Below are 14855 nucleotides of genomic sequence, written 5' to 3'. Positions count from 1 at the left end.
GCAGCACTTTGGTCTCCCACGTTCTCAAGGTCGGAATCGCCGGACTCGAATTCGGTGCCGAGTTCATCCCGATCTATCAGCGCCACGCCAATGCCGAGATGTACGCGATTTGCCAGCGCACCCGGTCCAAGCTCGACGAGGTCGGAGACCGGTACGGCGTCGACGTGCGGTACACCGACTACGACTCGATGCTCGCGGATCCGGAGATCGATGTGATCCACATCAACACCCCGCTGCAGTTGCATGCAGATCAAGTCGTCGCGGCGCTCGAGGCCGGCAAGCATGTCGGCTGCACCATCCCGATGGCGACCTCAGTCGAGGACTGCAAGCGCATCGTCGACGCCCAGCAGCGCACCGGGCTGACCTACATGATGATGGAGACCACTCTTTACACCCGCGAGTTCCTCTTCGTGCAGGATCTCTACCGCTCGGGCCGCCTCGGCCGCCTGCAGTTCCTACGCGCCTCGCACCACCAGGACATGAGCGGGTGGCCGTCGTACTGGGACGGCATGCCCCCCATGTACAACGCCACTCACGCGATCGGGCCGACCCTTGGACTCGCCGGGCACCAAGCCGAATACGTATCCGCGCTCGGATCGGGCAGTGTGTTCGAGAGCATGAAGACGCGGTACGGTTCGCCGTATGCGATCGAGTCCACGCACATCTCGTTTCTCGGCAGCGATGTCGGGGCCGAGGTCACCCGGCATCTGTGGGCGGTTGCCCGGGAGTACCGCGAGAGCTTCGACGTCTACGGCTCTGTTCGCTCGTTCGAGTGGTCCCAGACCGAAGGCGCCCCCCACATGATCTATCTCGGGGAGCAGGTGCATCCCGTCGATGTGCCCGACTTCGCCGATCGTTTGCCGGAAGAAATCCGTCAGTTCACGCGAGCGGGGGTGTACGGCGACGGCGAGAACGCCGACGCGCACCGGTCATTCGTTCAGGGCGGAGGGCACGGCGGGTCTCACCCTCACCTGGCGCACGGGTTGCTGATGGCAGTGCTCGGTGAGCGGCCGGCGTACCCCGACGCGGTGCAGGCTGCCAACATCACGGCGTCTGGAATCCTGTCTCACGCCTCGGCGATGGCAGGAGGCGAGCTGATGTACCTTCCTGATTGGACGCTGTCGGACAAACAACCGCTGTTGCACGAACTCCGGGACGACACCCGACCCGCCTGGATCGGCGAGACCTCGGTGCTGTAGGTCTGCAGAGCCGCCATCCGTGTTGGCAGTCTGCTCGGCAGGGTGCGGCCCGGGTCCGACTTCCAACAGCGACTCCTAAAGAAATCGGCCGCGCGGACGTAGCTTCCCTGTCGCGACGTCAGTTCATCGTAGGAATCGCACATATCTCTCCCGGGGGCGCTCGAGGTTCGCTACACCCCGTAGAACAGCGGTGCGCTCGCAACGAAGAGCACGAACACGACGAGCAACCCGACGGCGATCCCGGCGACGGACCCGATCTGCGTCGGACGCTGCGCGGGGCGTCGGGTGCGCAGGAACACCCACCCGATCGCGGCGCCGACGAGCAGCCCGCCGAGATGCGCCTCCCACGCGATGCTGGGCGCGACGAAGCCGAGCACGACGTTGATCCCGAGCACGATGAGCAGCGAGCCGACGTTGACGCCGATCGCCCGGCGCAGGGGCAAGTAGGCCCCGAGCAGCCCGAAGACCGCACCCGACGCGCCGAGTGCGGCTCCCGGGGCGAGGAATCCGCCGGTGGCCTCGACGCTCGCGCCGTTGGTGGCGATCGCGAGCGCGTAGAGCGTGAGCACGCCGATCGACCCGCCGAGCGCCGCCGTGAAGTAGAGCGCGAGGAACCGCGCCTTGCCGAGGAACGCCTCCAACGCCGGACCGAACGCCCACAGCGCGTAGAGGTTGAACAGCAGATGGATGATCGTGCCCGGCGAGTGCAGGAACGCCGACGTGACCAGCCGCCAGGGTTCCGCGCCGACGACCGTCGGGTTGAGCACCCAGGCGGAGGTGAGCGCGCCGCCGCTGAGCCATTGCCCCGCGTAGGCGACGACGACGAGTGCCATGAGCGTGTAGGTCACGAATCCCGAGCGACGGGGTCGCAACGCCCGCGCCAACCCGCCTCCGGTCGCAGCGCGGCCTTGGCGCAGGCACTCCGGGCACTGCACGCCCACGGCGGCCTGGGTGGAGCACTCGGGGCAGATCGGCCGCCCGCAGCGCTGGCAGCTGATGTAGGTGGCGCGGTCGGGATGCCGGTAGCAGCTTGGCGGGACCTCGACGGCTGACGGGTCGGTCACTCGATCACTCTGCCGTACGTCCCCTGTTACGACGCCGAACGGGCCGGGGAGCCCGCCCGCCCAGGAACGAGCTTCCGGCATCCACCAGGAAGCGCCGCCGCAGCGCCTGGCGGCCGATCAGCATCCGGAACCCCATCTGGTCGCGGTCGCTCAGCGTGACCTCGGCGGTGACCCGGCGCCCGAGCAGCTCGAGACGCATCTTGACGACGTAGCGCTCCTGAACGTGCCCCGACGAGCTGCGGATGCTGCGCACATCGTGCACTGGGCATTCGACCGTGACCTCGTCTTCGGTCGACTCCTGCCAGGGGCGCACGCGAAACCGCACCCAGTCGGTGCCGTCCCGCTCGAACGGCTCGATGTCGTAGGCGTGGATCGCCGAGGTGCGCGCACCGGTGTCGAGTTTCGCTTTGATCCATGGGATGTCGTGCTGGGGTAGCTGCACCCACTCCCGCCATCCCGCCAATGTCCCCGAACCGCTCGGGGTGTTTGAATGGGGAGGCTCGGCCACGCCACCATCCTCTCGCACCGCAAGGCACCCTCATGAAACTCGCGATCCTGTCGCGCGCCCCGAAGGCGTACTCGACCGCGCGGTTGCGCGCCGCCGCCGAGCAACGCGGCCACGTCGTGCGGGTGCTCAACACCCTGCGGTTCGCGATCGACCTCTCGGGCGACGAGCCCGACCTGCAGTACCGCGGCCGGCCGCTCAGTGACTACGACGCGATCCTGCCGCGCATCGGTGCCTCCATCACCTACTTCGGCACCGCCGTCGTGCGCCAGTTCGAGCAGATGGACGTCTATACGCCCAACACCGCCAACGGCATCGCGAACGCGCGCGACAAGCTGCGGGCGACGCAGATCCTCTCGCGCCACAACATCGGGATGCCGGCGACGGCGTTCGTGCGCAACCGCGCCGATGTGCGCCCCGCGATCGAACGCGTCGGCGGAGCCCCGGTCGTCATCAAGCTGCTCGAGGGCACGCAGGGCATCGGCGTCATCCTCGCGCCCGAGGTCAAGACGGCCGAGGCGATCATCGAGACCCTGCAGTCGACGCGGCAGAACGTGCTCATCCAGCGGTTCGTCGCCGAGAGCCGAGGCCGTGACATCCGCGCCCTCGTCGTCGGCGACCGCGTGGTGGCGGCGATGCGGCGCACCGCGCAGGGCGACGAGTTCCGGTCGAACGTGCACCGGGGCGGTTCCGTCGAGAAAGTCGAGCTCGCCCCGGAGTACGAGCAGGCCGCGGTGCGCTCGGCGCAGATCATGGGGCTCAAGATCGCCGGCGTCGACATGCTCGAGGGCGCCGACGGCCCGCTCGTCATGGAGGTGAACTCGTCGCCCGGGCTCGAGGGCATCGAGTTGGCGACGCAACTGGATGTCGCGGGCGCCATCATCGACTACCTCGCCAACCAGGTGGCGTTCCCCGAGATCGACGTGCGGCAGCGCCTGAGCGTCTCGACCGGCTACGGGGTGGCCGAACTGCTCGTACACAACAACGGCAGCTTCGTGGGGCGCAGCCTCGGCGACACCGACCTGGCCGAGCGCGACATCACCGTGCTCACCGTGCATCGCGGCACGACCGTCATCCCGAACCCGCGCAAGGCAACCGTGCTCGAGGCGGGCGACCGGCTGCTGTGCTTCGGCAAGCTCGAGGAGATGCGCTCGATGATCCCCGAGCGCCGCCGCCGCCGCGCGAAGGTGCGCAAGCTGCCCGCACAACCCCTCCCCGAACCCGCCGCGGGTTGAGTAGCGCGCCGCGAACGGCGTGCGTATCGAAACCCCGCCGAAGCTGTAAGTTTCGGCACCCCATCGCACTCCTACCTCCGATGGGCCCGTTCGTGGCCCCGACGATCGGAGAGGGGAATGGGCGATGCGACGGTGGCTAGGCTGTGGCGATGACCGCGGTGCTCGACCCGGACGCCGCCTCCGACGCCGAGTTGGTCGCGGCCGTGCGGGCGGGGGATCGGGCGGCCTTCGCGGCGGTCTACGACCGCTACGGCGGCAAGCTCTACGACTTCGCCTACGCCACGACTCGGCACCGGGAGGATGCGGCGGATGCCGTGGCCGACACGTTCCTGCGCTTCGCCGAGCGACTCGGGCAGTTGCGCGATCCGGAACGGCTGCGGCCGTGGCTCTATGCCATCACCCGGAACGAGTGTCTGCGGCGGCTCAAAGGTCGCGGCCGCATGCTCTTCGACGGCGACGAGCGGTTGGCCGAGATGGCTGACGAAGCGGCGACTCCGGAGAGTTCGGCTGAGAACACCGCGCTCCGCGACCTGGTCTGGGCGGCCGCCGCGGGCCTCGCCGACCGCGACCGGGCGATGCTCGACCTGCACCTGCGCCAGGGGCTGGATGGCGCGGAGCTGGCCGAAGCGATGGGGGTGTCCGCCGCGCACGCGTATGTGCAGCTCAATCGGCTGCGCAGCCAGGTGGAACGCTCGCTCGGCGCCCTGCTGGTCGCCCGCACCGGCCGCGAGGACTGCGCCGAACTCGACGCCCTGCTGACCGACTGGGACGGCACGCTCACCCCGATCATCCGCAAGCGGGTCGCCCGCCACGTGGAGACCTGCGAAGCCTGCGGGGCGCGCAAACGGCGCATGGTCAGCCCGTGGGTACTGCTCGCGGCCGTGCCGATCGTGCTCGCGCCGATCGGGCTCCGCGACCGCGTGCTCGAGGAAGCCTGGCCGATCGCGGCGGCATCGAGCAGCACGAGCGGGGGCGGGTCCTCCGCGGGCTCCACCTCGACCGGAGTGAAGGTGCTCGCCGTCGTGTCGGTCATCGCCACCGTCGTGTCGCTCGCGTTGCTGGGAATCGCCGCGGCATCCGGTTTCGGCGCAGCCCCCGAGCCCGCGCCGACCGCAACTCCGACTGATGCGCCACCGTCTCCCGGCGTGCTCGCCCTGTCGACCTATGCGATCGACCTCGGACTCGAGGAAGTCGTGGCGTCCGTCGACGTCCGCAACGTCGGCGAGTCACCGCTGACGGTCGCGGTCGGCGCCACCCAATCGTGGCTGACCGCCGAGCCGTCGACACTCGCCGTCGGTCCCGGTGAGTCGGCGGTGATCGTCGTTCACGCCGACAGGTCGGGGCTGCCACCCGGCCCCGCGATCGCAACCGTCGAACTGGTCACCCCGGCCGGCACCTGGTCGTTCTCGGTGCAGCTCACCCAGCCCCGGCCGCCTGAGCCGCCGCGGGTGGGCGAGCCGACGGTGGTGCGGATCGACTGCATCGGGGTGCTGCGCACGGCCACCGTTCGCACCGCGGTGAGCGCCGAGGCGGCGTTGTCGTCGGTGGTGGTCAGCTGGTCCAGCGATGACGGCCCCACTGGTTCTGCTGACATGAGCGCGTCGGGTGCGCAGTGGGAGGCCACGATCGGCCCGTTCTCGGGCCCCGTGCCGCTGACCCTGTCGGTGCGGGCCGCCGACCAGCGTGGCCTGGCCACGACGGGGCCGACGACGACCACCGTGCTCGAACCCTGTTCGTGACGAACCGGTTCAGAAAAGTTCTGCGCAGAAAGTTGTAAGCCTGCGAGGAGTGGCGACTCCTACCTGCATCACCGACACGGCGATCGCCGCCGTCGGATGCAGACAAAGGAGACATCATGAACAGCACCATCCGCGTCGCCACCCTCGCCCTGCCGCTCGCTCTCGCGATGTCGTGGGCCGCCGCCACCGCTCAGGCGGTCGATCTGCAGCCGACCCTGACCGGTCTGCCCGGCATCGCCACCAACGTGCAGCCGGGCCCGGGCGACTTCCCGGAAGCCGGCGATGAGCCCGACGACGACCCCGACTTTCCGCAGCCCGATCCCGACCCCGAACCGGAGCCCGAGCCGGAGCCCGAGCCCGACCCCGAGCCGCTGCCCGAGCCCGAACCCGAGCCGCTGCCCGAGCCCGAGCCCGACCCCGAAACCGAGGCCGAGGACGCGTCCGACGAAGAGGTCGCCGAGGAGCCCGAGGTCGACGAGATCGCGGACGCGGCTGACGCCTCGTCGTCGAACGGCTCGGTCACCCCGGCCGCGCTGGTCGTCGCCGGCCTGATCGGTCTGGCCGTCGCAGCGTTGGCCGCGATGATCGCCATCCTGTTCGCCCGGCGGTCGCACGGGCGACACGCCTGACGCGCGCCCCGCGAATCGCCCCGGAACGAGCCAGTCGGCTCGGCCGGGGCGGTTCTACGTTCGCGGAACCCGACGCGGCCGCGCCCACCGGGCAGGCAGGTCGGGCCCGTCCCAGACCTGCACGATGCCCCAGATGGCGGCGGTGATCGGCACCGCGAGGATCGCGCCGACGATGCCGCCGACAGCAGCGCCGACAGTCAGGGCGACGAGGATGACGAAGGCGTGCAGTTTCATCGACCGCCCCATGAGCACCGGCTGCAGGAAGTTGCCTTCGAGTTGGTTCACGAGCACGACGATGCCGACGACGATCAGCGCGGTCACCCAGTCTGTCGCGACGAGCGCGACGAGGGCCGCGAGGATGCCGGCGAGCGTCGCTCCGACGATGGGAATGAACGCGAGGATGAACACCAGCACCGCGAGCGGGATCGCGAGCGGCACCTGCAGGATGAGCAGACCGATGAGGATGCCGACCGCGTCGACGAGCGCGACGGCGGCGGTTCCGCGCACGTACGACCCGAAAACGGCGACCGTCTTCTCTCCGATGCGCAGTCCCCGCCGGTAGCTCTCACCGCGGAACGGCCGCAACACGAACTCCCACATCTGCGGGCCGTCTTTGAGGAAGAAGAACAGGATGGTGACGAGCAGCACCGCACCGGCGACGAAGCTCGCGACCACACCCAGCCCGGCCAGCGCCCCCGAGCCGAACTGTGCGCTCGTGACGAAGTCGACGGCCTGGTCGAGCAGCGCGTCGAGTTCGGCTGCCGTCGGGAAGAACGGCAGATCCTGCGCCCACGCCGCGAACTCTCGATACCCGTCCTGGGCTTGGGCGAACAGTTCGTCCCACTGGTCGCGCACCGCCCACACGATGAGCCAGCCCACACCGCCGAGCACGGCCGTGATCGCGAACAGCGAGATCAGGGTCGCGACGACCGCGGGGATGCCGCGCCGCCGCATCCAGTTCATCACCGGAGCGAGAGCGCTCGAGATGATCAGCGCGAGCACAAGCGGGATGGTCACGAGGGTGAGTTCCCGCAGCACGAAAATGATGCCCGCGGTGACGGCGACCACGAGGAGGATCTGCAGCGCCCGGATCGCCAGTCGGCCGAATGTGTCGGCCCAGAGGCTCCACGGCGGGCGCAGCGAGCTCTCGCTCTCGGCACTCTCGATCGGGGGCTTACCGCTGAAAAGTCCCATGCCTCGACGCTACGGGCTCACGCGCTGGCTCGCACCGCTCATCCGCGGTCACGCCGCCGCCCGCCAGATGAGTGACTGCGCAGTGAGCGCGAGGTCGCGCAACACCGCCCCATCGCTTTCGCTGAAGCTGCGAGGCGACGAGTCGACGATGCACACTGCGCCGATCCGTTGGCCGTCGGGTGACTCAAGTGGATAGCCCGCGTAGAACCGGACGGGCAGCACGCCTCTCGTCCACGCCAGTCCACCGAATCGGGCGTCGGTCTGAACATCTTCGATGACGAGAAGCTCGGGCTCCCGGATCGTGTAGTCGCAAATTGATTCATCTCGTGGAGTGTCGAGTTCGTTCATCCCGACGGATGCCTTGACCCACTGCCTGTCGCCGTCGATCAGGTGGATGGCCGCGCCCGCGACCTGGAAGAGGTTGCGTGCCGTCACGACGAGTTGTTCGAACTTGGTCTCGCGTGGGGCCCCGACGATGCCAAGTCGATCGAGGGCCTTCTGCCGTTCGGGCTCATCAACGATCTCGAGTCGACGCCGAGTCAGGTCTCGACTCAACGACAGCACGGTGGAAGTGAGGATCTGTGGCGCGATCCGGTTCGCCCATGACTCGTATGCCTCGCGCGGCGTCGGGCGTGGGGCAAGCGGGTCTTCGGGGTCGACGAGAACGAACGTGACATCGGAGCGACGCCCGCAGACGAGGGCGGACTGCACATTGAGGGCATTCGCTCGACGCCGACTGAGGCGGCCCCACAAACCCGGAATCCCACTGACAATCGGGATGGCGGTGATGAAGAGATGCGTGTCGGGCGCCGCGGCCTGTTTGACAGCGTCGAGGAACGCATCCAGTGCGTGTCGCCATTCTGCTTCCGTGATCAGAGTCGCGGACTCGGTGACGCCAAAGCAGGCGACGATCACGTCGAACCGTGCGGGATGCGTTCGGCTGAGCAGGTCAGGCCCATCCGAGATCTCGAGGTCGACACCTGTGGTGATCTCGATTGCCGTTCCGCGCCCGCTCAGTGCCGTGAGGCGCCGTCCTAGGCGTCCGGCGAGCGCGAGCTCATGCACGAGGGTGCCGTACCCCGCGGCGATCCCGCCGCCGATCAGGAGTATCCGCAGTTCACGAGGCCCGGTCGTGTAGACGATCTGACGATCGGGCGGTCACGGCATGGCGCGCCATCGGGCGATGACGGCGCGGCGCCAGGCAACGATGAGCGGCGAGAGAGGAGTACGGACCAAGCGGTCCACGTGGCGGCTTTCCCCAACGTTCCGATGGCCGAGAGTCGAACACCGCTGCTGCGACCGTAGCACTGCGCGAGGGCAGCGACCGGGCGTCGCCCGCGAAGTGGCCGCTAGGTCAACTCGCGCACGATGTCTTCGACCCGCTCCTTGGCGTCACCGAACAGCATGTGCGCGTTCTCGCGCCAGAACAGCGGGTTCGGCACGCCGGCGTAGCCCGAGGCCATCGAGCGCTTGAACACGATGACGTTCTCGGCCTCCCAGACGCGCAGCACCGGCATCCCGGCGATCGGGCTGCCCGGATCTTCGGCGGCAGCCGGGTTCACGGTGTCGTTGGCGCCGATCACCAGCACGACCGAGGTCGATGCGAAGTCGTCGTTGATCTCGTCGAGTTCGAGCACGATGTCGTAGGGCACCTTGGCTTCGGCGAGCAGCACGTTCATGTGCCCGGGCAGGCGACCCGCGACCGGGTGGATGCCGAACCGCACGTCGATCCCGCGGGCGCTGAGGCGGGCGACGAGGTCGGCGACCGGGTACTGCGCCTGGGCGACCGCCATCCCGTAGCCCGGCGTGATGACGACGCTCGACGCGTTCACGAGCATGTCGGCGACCGCGGCCGCGTCGATCTCGCGGTGCTCGCCGGTCTCTTCGTCGCCGGTTTTCGGGGCTTCGATGCCGAACCCGCCGGCGATCACCGAGATGAACGACCGGTTCATCGCCTTGCACATGATGTACGACAGGTAGGCACCCGACGACCCGACGAGGGCGCCGGTGACGATCAGCAGGTCGTTGTTGAGCAGGAATCCCGCAGCCGCTGCCGCCCAGCCGGAGTAGCTGTTGAGCATCGAGACGACGACGGGCATGTCGCCGCCGCCGATCGACGCGACGAGGTGCCAGCCGAGGGCGAGCGCGAGCACGGTGATGGCGATCAGGATGCCGACGCTCGGCGCGATCACGTACCAGACCGTCAGCCCGGCAAACACGACGAGGGCGCCGAGGTTGAGGGCGTTCTTTCCGGGCAGCATGAGCGGCTTCGACGAGATGCGCGCCGACAGCTTGAGGAACGCGACGATCGAGCCGGTGAACGTCACGGCACCGATGAAGATGCCGATCGCGACCTCGCCGTCATGGATGCCGACCAGCTCCGGGGGCAGTTGGGTGTCGGCAAGGGCGCCGTTCCAGCCGACGAGCACCGCGGCCAGGCCGACGAAGCTGTGGAACAGGGCGATGAGCTGCGGCATCGCCGTCATCTCGACGACCCGGGCGCGCCAGAGCCCGATCGTGGCGCCGATGACGACGGCGCCGATGAGCAGCGACAGCCCGAAGGTCGCATTCGGCTGCGCCGCGAGCCCGATGGCGACGAGCCAGCCCGTCGCGCCGAGGGCGAGCGCCATGCCGACGATCCCGTAGGTGTTGCCGCGGCGGGAGGTCTCGTGCTTGCTCAGGCCCGCGAGGCTGAGGATGAACAGCAGCGCGGCGACGACGTAGGCGGCGACCGCGATGCCCGTGGCGATCTCGGTCACTTGTCGGCACCCTTCGTGTCAGCACCGCGAGAGACAGCACCTCGGGAAAACATGCCGAGCATTCGGCGGGTGACGGCGAAGCCACCGAAGATGTTGATGCTCGCCAGCAGCACCGCGACCGCAGCGAGCACCTGCACGAGCACCGACGGCGCGACGATCTGCACGAGCGCGCCGACGACGATGATGCCCGAGATCGCGTTGGTGACGCTCATCAACGGCGTGTGCAGCGCGTGGGCGACGTGGCCGATGACGTAGAAGCCGACCACGACGGAGAGCGTCAGCACGAGGAAATGCTGGGGGAGGGGTGGGGGCGCGAACGCAATTACCGCGAACAGCGCGGTGACGCCCGCGACCAGGAGTGCCGTCTTCTTGCCGCGGCTGATGCCCGGGCGCGGCCCGATCGGCTCCGCCGAGGCAGCGGATGCCGCAGGCGGCGCCGCCGAGACGGTCACCGGGGGAGGGGGCCAGGTGGTCTCACCGTCGCGAGTGACCGTGATCGACCGCTGCACGACATCCTCGAAGTCGAGCGTGAGCGCGCCGTCTTTCGCGGGTGTCACCAACTTCAGCAGGTTGAACACGTTGGTCGAGTAGAGCTGCGAGGCCTGACCGGGCAGGCGCCCGGCGAGGTCGGTGTAGCCCAGGATGACGACCCCGTTGCTCGTCACGACGCGCTCACCGGCGACGGTTCCTTCGACGTTGCCGCCGGAAGCCGCGGCGAGGTCGACGATGACGCTGCCGGGCTTCATGCTCGCGACATCCGCGGCGGTCAGCAGCCGCGGTGCGGGTCGCCCCGGGATCGCCGCCGTCGTGATGATGATGTCGACGTCGCGCGCCTGCTCCGAGTAGATCTCGGCGGCGCGCTTGTCGTACTCCTCGCTCGTGGCCTTCGCGTAGCCGTCGGTGGAGACCATCTGCTCGGCGACCTCGACCGCGAGGTACTCGCCGCCGACGCTCTTCACCTGGTCGGCGACCTCGGGCCGCGGGTCGGTGGCCCGCACGATCGCGCCGAGGCTCGCGGCGGTGCCGATCGCCGACAGGCCGGCGACGCCGACTCCGGCGACGAGCACCTTCGCGGGCGGGACCTTGCCCGCTGCGGTGATCTGTCCGGTGAAGAACCGCCCGAACTCGTTGGCCGCCTCGACGACCGCGCGGTAGCCGGAGATGTTCGCCATCGAACTCAGCACGTCGAGGGATTGCGCCCGGGAGATGCGCGGAACGGCATCCATCGCGAGCGCGGTGACGCCGCGCTCGCGGAGCGCTTCGAGCAGCTCGGGGCGCTGGGCGGGGCTCAGCAGGGCGACGAGGGTCGAGCCCTTCGAGAGCAGCTTGATCTCGGCGTCGGTCGGCGCGACCACCTTGAGCACGACATCCGCGGCCCACGCCGTCTTCGTGTCGACGAGCTCGGCGCCCTGGGCGGCATAGGTGTCATCCGGAAACGAGGATGCCGCTCCCGCTCCGCGCTCGACGACGACCTCGTAGCCCAGGCTGCGGATCTTCGCGACGCTGTCGGGCGTGGCGGCGACGCGGGTCTCGCCCGCGCCTTCGGCGACGATGCCGATTGTGCTCATTTCGGGGTCACTCCAGGTGCAGGTGCAAACGAAGGTGCTCGGCCCAAGTGGAGGAGTGGGTGGCGGCCCGCCGACTCCGCTCCGGCACAGTGACCGAAGCGGGTGCCTCCTGCGGAACACTCGCAGAGCGGCGCACCGTCGTCAAATCGGAACCCCTAGCGCGAGAGGTAGCGACGCACGGCTTCGGCCGAGGTGGCGTGGTCGACGACATCCGGTTCCCCCGACGTCGTGATCGACCCGACGGTCTCACCGTTCACCTTGATCGGAATCGACCCGCCGTGCGCCTTGAACGTCTCGTGGTCGATGTCGGGCAGCTGGTCGAACGGCGTGCCTGCCGCTTCGTGGCGGCGCTTCACCAACAGGGATGACTCGCCGAACCGCTCGACGACAGCGTGCTTGCCCGCGAGCCACGGGTCGTTGCCGGGCCCGGATGTGCCGAGTTTCGCCTGGAACACGATGTCGCCGCGCAGCACCACCCGCACCGCGAGGTTCAGCCCGCGCTCATCGATCACCTCGAGGGCCGCCAGCCCGAGGTCAACCCCGTCGTCGTTCGTGAACCCCGTGAGATCGAGCGCCGACTCCCGCTCAAGGTCGTCGACGGTGTATTCGGGCAGTTGGTCGCTCACGTCTGAAACGCTACCCGGCGGTCAGCGCACGACGATGTTGGCGCCCACCTTCGTGCCGTCCTCGAGGATCGGCGAGCCGTCGGGGGCGACGAAGATGTCGAGGCCGCTCCCGCTGATGCCGAACGACCCGTTCGGACCACCGCAGCCGCCGATCCAATCGACGGCGGATCGGTAGACGACGACGCAGATGTCCGCGAAGTCGTCTTTGCGCAGGAGGTAGTACTCGACGCCCTCGAACTCGCCGACCAACCGCACGGAGCCTTCGACATGGTCCTCCGAGGCATAGGCCGGAAGATCGCTCGGCAGAACATCGGTAGAGGTCGCGTCCCGATCGAGATCGGAGTACCCCGAGCCAGACGAACACCCGGCGAGGGCGATGACGGTCGCCGCGAAGATGAGCACCGTCACGGTCCTGAGCATGTCTCGACCCTAGTGTCGACGGCTGGCCGTGGCTAGCGGCGGATCGTGCCGCTCAGCGCCGCAAGGCGGGTGAGCACGGCGGGGCGCGCGATGACCCAGCCGACGATCATCACCACGAGCGACCCCGCGAAGACGACGAGGCCGATCCACGACTCGTCGTCGCGGCCGCCATACATGTGGTTGAGGTTGCGCAGCGCCCCGGTCGCGAAGATGAGACCGACGTGCAGGATCGTGAAGCCGATGAAGTACAGCATCACCCACACGTGCAGCGTGCGCGTCGGCTTCTCGGGCACCCACCGCAGCGCGCGCGGCCAGATCGTCGAGAGCCGCAACCCGGTGAAGAGGGCGAGCGGGGCGGCGACGAACACCGTGAAGCCGTACATCAGCAGTTGCAGGCCGTTGTAGTGGATCCACCCGTTATGCACGGGCCAATCGAGCGACAGGTACTGGATGAAGGCCGACAGTGCGTGCGGCACGACATCCCACGACATCGGCACGAGTCGCAGCCACTGCCCCGAGACGAACAGCAGTACCCAGTAGAGCACCCCGTTGAACACCCACAGCGCGTCGAGCACGAGGTGGAACCAGACATGGATGCTGTGGCGCTTCGGTGGGTTCTTGGTGCGGATGACACCGTCGTTGCGCCGGGTCCAGAACGACGGCGGGCGCTTGCCCGACCCGATCTGCCACCCGGTGCGCACGATGAGAAGCAGGAAGAACGCGTTCAGTGCGTGCTGCCACTGCAACCACCAGGGGAAGCCGACGGGTGTGCCCGGTGGGATCTCGGTCTCGCCCGGGTAGTCGACGATGAAGGACTGGATGTCGGGAAGGGTGCGCATCCACTGGGCGACGAGAACCGCGGCGACGAGAACGACCAACCCGATGGGAATGAGCCACAGCAGGGGGGTCCAGCGCCGCGTCACGCCCTCAACGGTAGCGGCTGGCGACCCGGCCTAGGATCGAAGGCATCGTGACGTCGCCGACCGCCCCCGCACCCGACCGGCCGACCGCCCGTCACATCCTGCTGCTGGTGTTGGTCGGCGTGATCGGGGGCGTGTTCTCGGGGGCGCTCGGCGTCGGCGGGGGCATCGTCATGGTGCCGCTGCTGCTCGTACTGCTGCGGTTCGACCAGCGGCGAGCCGCCGCGACATCGCTCGCCGCGATCGTGCTCTCGTCGATCTCGGGTGCCGCCACCTACACCGTCGCGGGCCACACGGATGTGATCGCCGGGTTGCTGCTCGGAGCCGGCGGGGTCGCCGGAACACTGGTCGGCACACGCCTGCTCAAGGTGCTGCCGATCGCGGTGCTGCGTTGGGGGTTCATCGCGCTGCTCGTCGTCATCGCGCTCCGCATGCTTCTGATCGTTCCCGACCGCGGCGGCGACATCGAGTTCGGCGTGGCGACGGCGATCGGGCTCGTCGCGTCGGGTGTCGTCATGGGCGTCCTGGCCGGAATGTTCGGCATCGGCGGCGGGGTGCTCATCGTTCCGCTGCTCGTCGCGGTGTTCGGGGCGAGCGACCTCCTCGCGAAGGGCACGTCGCTGCTCGCGATGATCCCGATCTCGATCGCCGGATCGATCGCCAACGTGCGCAACACGCTCGTGCGCCCTCTCGATGGGTTTGTCATCGGCGGCACCGCTCTGCTCGCGTCGCTCGGCGGTGCGGCGCTCGCGTTCGTCATGCCGCCGTGGCTGTCGTCGCTGCTGTTCGGAATCTTCGTCGCTGCAACCGCCATCCAGCTCACGATCCGCGCGGTCAGCCAGCACCGCGCCGCGAGGTCAGGCGACGCCACCTAGTGTCGCGTGTCGTTAGTTCCTAAATGGTTGGCGTGTTGGGAGAATTGCTTATGGCGAATTCTCCTGCTGCGGCGTTGGTGCTTCGTGAGGGTGATCGGGACGAGTTGATGTCGTGGACTCGG

The 14855-nt window shown here is 68.7% G+C and carries 14 protein-coding genes; 5 read left to right on the top strand and 9 right to left on the bottom strand.

The genetic code is table 11. The features are described 5' to 3' along the window. Nucleotides 1-8 precede the first annotated feature (8 nt). Entirely contained in the window at nt 9-1199 is a 1191-nt protein-coding gene (locus WBL06_RS00925; RefSeq protein WP_424454094.1) for a Gfo/Idh/MocA family protein, read from the top strand. A 170-nt stretch (nt 1200-1369) separates the two neighbouring features. Here WBL06_RS00925 and WBL06_RS00920 read toward each other — a convergent pair whose 3' ends face one another. Together WBL06_RS00920 and WBL06_RS00915 are read right to left on the bottom strand one after the other, a co-directional pair. Further along, on the bottom strand, nt 1370-2263 hold the full coding sequence (locus WBL06_RS00920) for a rhomboid family intramembrane serine protease (protein WP_424454093.1): 894 nt from the start codon (nt 2261-2263) through the stop codon (nt 1370-1372). 4 nt (nt 2264-2267) lie between these two features. Then, nucleotides 2268-2771: an ATP-dependent zinc protease gene (locus WBL06_RS00915; protein ID WP_424454092.1), complete on the bottom strand. Its 504-nt coding sequence runs from the start codon at nt 2769-2771 to the stop codon at nt 2268-2270. Nucleotides 2772-2803: 32 nt separating this feature from the next. Here WBL06_RS00915 and WBL06_RS00910 point away from each other — a divergent pair, with 32 nt between their 5' ends. The 3 genes from WBL06_RS00910 to WBL06_RS00900 all read left to right on the top strand — a co-directional run bounded on the left by WBL06_RS00910 (nt 2804) and on the right by WBL06_RS00900 (nt 6371). Then, the gene (locus WBL06_RS00910) at nt 2804-4003 is read left to right on the top strand and encodes a RimK family alpha-L-glutamate ligase (RefSeq protein ID WP_424454091.1); all 1200 of its coding nucleotides are present in this window, start codon (nt 2804-2806) and stop codon (nt 4001-4003) included. A 149-nt stretch (nt 4004-4152) separates the two neighbouring features. Then, the gene (locus tag WBL06_RS00905) at nt 4153-5742 is read left to right on the top strand and encodes a sigma-70 family RNA polymerase sigma factor (RefSeq protein WP_424454090.1); all 1590 of its coding nucleotides are present in this window, start codon (nt 4153-4155) and stop codon (nt 5740-5742) included. 116 nt (nt 5743-5858) lie between these two features. Continuing rightward, nucleotides 5859-6371, top strand: coding sequence for a hypothetical protein (locus tag WBL06_RS00900; RefSeq protein WP_424454089.1), 513 nt, complete (start codon nt 5859-5861; stop codon nt 6369-6371). A gap of 54 nt (nt 6372-6425) precedes the next feature. On the opposite strand, the gene WBL06_RS00895 is transcribed toward WBL06_RS00900, so the two are convergent. From WBL06_RS00895 to WBL06_RS00865, 7 genes are all read right to left on the bottom strand, one after another. Continuing rightward, nucleotides 6426-7565: an AI-2E family transporter gene (locus WBL06_RS00895; RefSeq protein WP_424454088.1), complete on the bottom strand. Its 1140-nt coding sequence runs from the start codon at nt 7563-7565 to the stop codon at nt 6426-6428. A gap of 48 nt (nt 7566-7613) precedes the next feature. Further along, nucleotides 7614-8654: a GAF domain-containing protein gene (locus tag WBL06_RS00890; RefSeq protein WP_424454112.1), complete on the bottom strand. Its 1041-nt coding sequence runs from the start codon at nt 8652-8654 to the stop codon at nt 7614-7616. A gap of 260 nt (nt 8655-8914) precedes the next feature. Continuing rightward, on the bottom strand, nt 8915-10315 hold the full coding sequence (gene pntB, locus WBL06_RS00885; protein ID WP_424454111.1) for a Re/Si-specific NAD(P)(+) transhydrogenase subunit beta: 1401 nt from the start codon (nt 10313-10315) through the stop codon (nt 8915-8917). Nucleotides 10316-10320: 5 nt separating this feature from the next. After that, nucleotides 10321-11892, bottom strand: coding sequence for a Re/Si-specific NAD(P)(+) transhydrogenase subunit alpha (locus WBL06_RS00880; protein WP_424454087.1), 1572 nt, complete (start codon nt 11890-11892; stop codon nt 10321-10323). Between the two features lie 155 nt (nt 11893-12047). Then, the gene (locus tag WBL06_RS00875) at nt 12048-12518 is read right to left on the bottom strand and encodes a heme-degrading domain-containing protein (RefSeq protein WP_424454086.1); all 471 of its coding nucleotides are present in this window, start codon (nt 12516-12518) and stop codon (nt 12048-12050) included. A gap of 21 nt (nt 12519-12539) precedes the next feature. Then, the gene (locus WBL06_RS00870) at nt 12540-12938 is read right to left on the bottom strand and encodes a hypothetical protein (RefSeq protein ID WP_424454085.1); all 399 of its coding nucleotides are present in this window, start codon (nt 12936-12938) and stop codon (nt 12540-12542) included. A 32-nt stretch (nt 12939-12970) separates the two neighbouring features. After that, nucleotides 12971-13861, bottom strand: a complete 891-nt coding sequence (locus WBL06_RS00865) for a cytochrome b/b6 domain-containing protein (RefSeq protein WP_424454084.1) — start codon at nt 13859-13861, stop codon at nt 12971-12973. Nucleotides 13862-13908: 47 nt separating this feature from the next. Between WBL06_RS00865 and WBL06_RS00860 the strand changes: the two genes are divergently transcribed. Continuing rightward, nucleotides 13909-14733: a sulfite exporter TauE/SafE family protein gene (locus tag WBL06_RS00860; RefSeq protein WP_424454083.1), complete on the top strand. Its 825-nt coding sequence runs from the start codon at nt 13909-13911 to the stop codon at nt 14731-14733. Nucleotides 14734-14855 lie beyond the last annotated feature (122 nt).

Source organism: Pseudolysinimonas sp., from assembly GCF_049651805.1.
Classification (GTDB): Bacteria; Actinomycetota; Actinomycetes; order Actinomycetales; family Microbacteriaceae; genus Pseudolysinimonas_A.
Note: the sequence above shows the minus strand (reverse complement) of the source record. Positions and strands in the feature narration are given on the sequence as shown.

Bases quoted from the DNA above. Each gene is read 5' to 3' on its own strand.
- WBL06_RS00870 (WP_424454085.1), bottom strand. From the start codon at position 12,938: ATGCTCAGGACCGTGACGGTGCTCATCTTCGCGGCGACCGTCATCGCC.
- WBL06_RS00910 (WP_424454091.1), top strand. From the start codon at position 2,804: ATGAAACTCGCGATCCTGTCGCGCGCCCCGAAGGCGTACTCGACCGCG.
- WBL06_RS00900 (WP_424454089.1), top strand. From the start codon at position 5,859: ATGAACAGCACCATCCGCGTCGCCACCCTCGCCCTGCCGCTCGCTCTC.
- WBL06_RS00905 (WP_424454090.1), top strand. From the start codon at position 4,153: ATGACCGCGGTGCTCGACCCGGACGCCGCCTCCGACGCCGAGTTGGTC.
- WBL06_RS00880 (WP_424454087.1), bottom strand. From the start codon at position 11,892: ATGAGCACAATCGGCATCGTCGCCGAAGGCGCGGGCGAGACCCGCGTC.
- WBL06_RS00895 (WP_424454088.1), bottom strand. From the start codon at position 7,565: ATGGGACTTTTCAGCGGTAAGCCCCCGATCGAGAGTGCCGAGAGCGAG.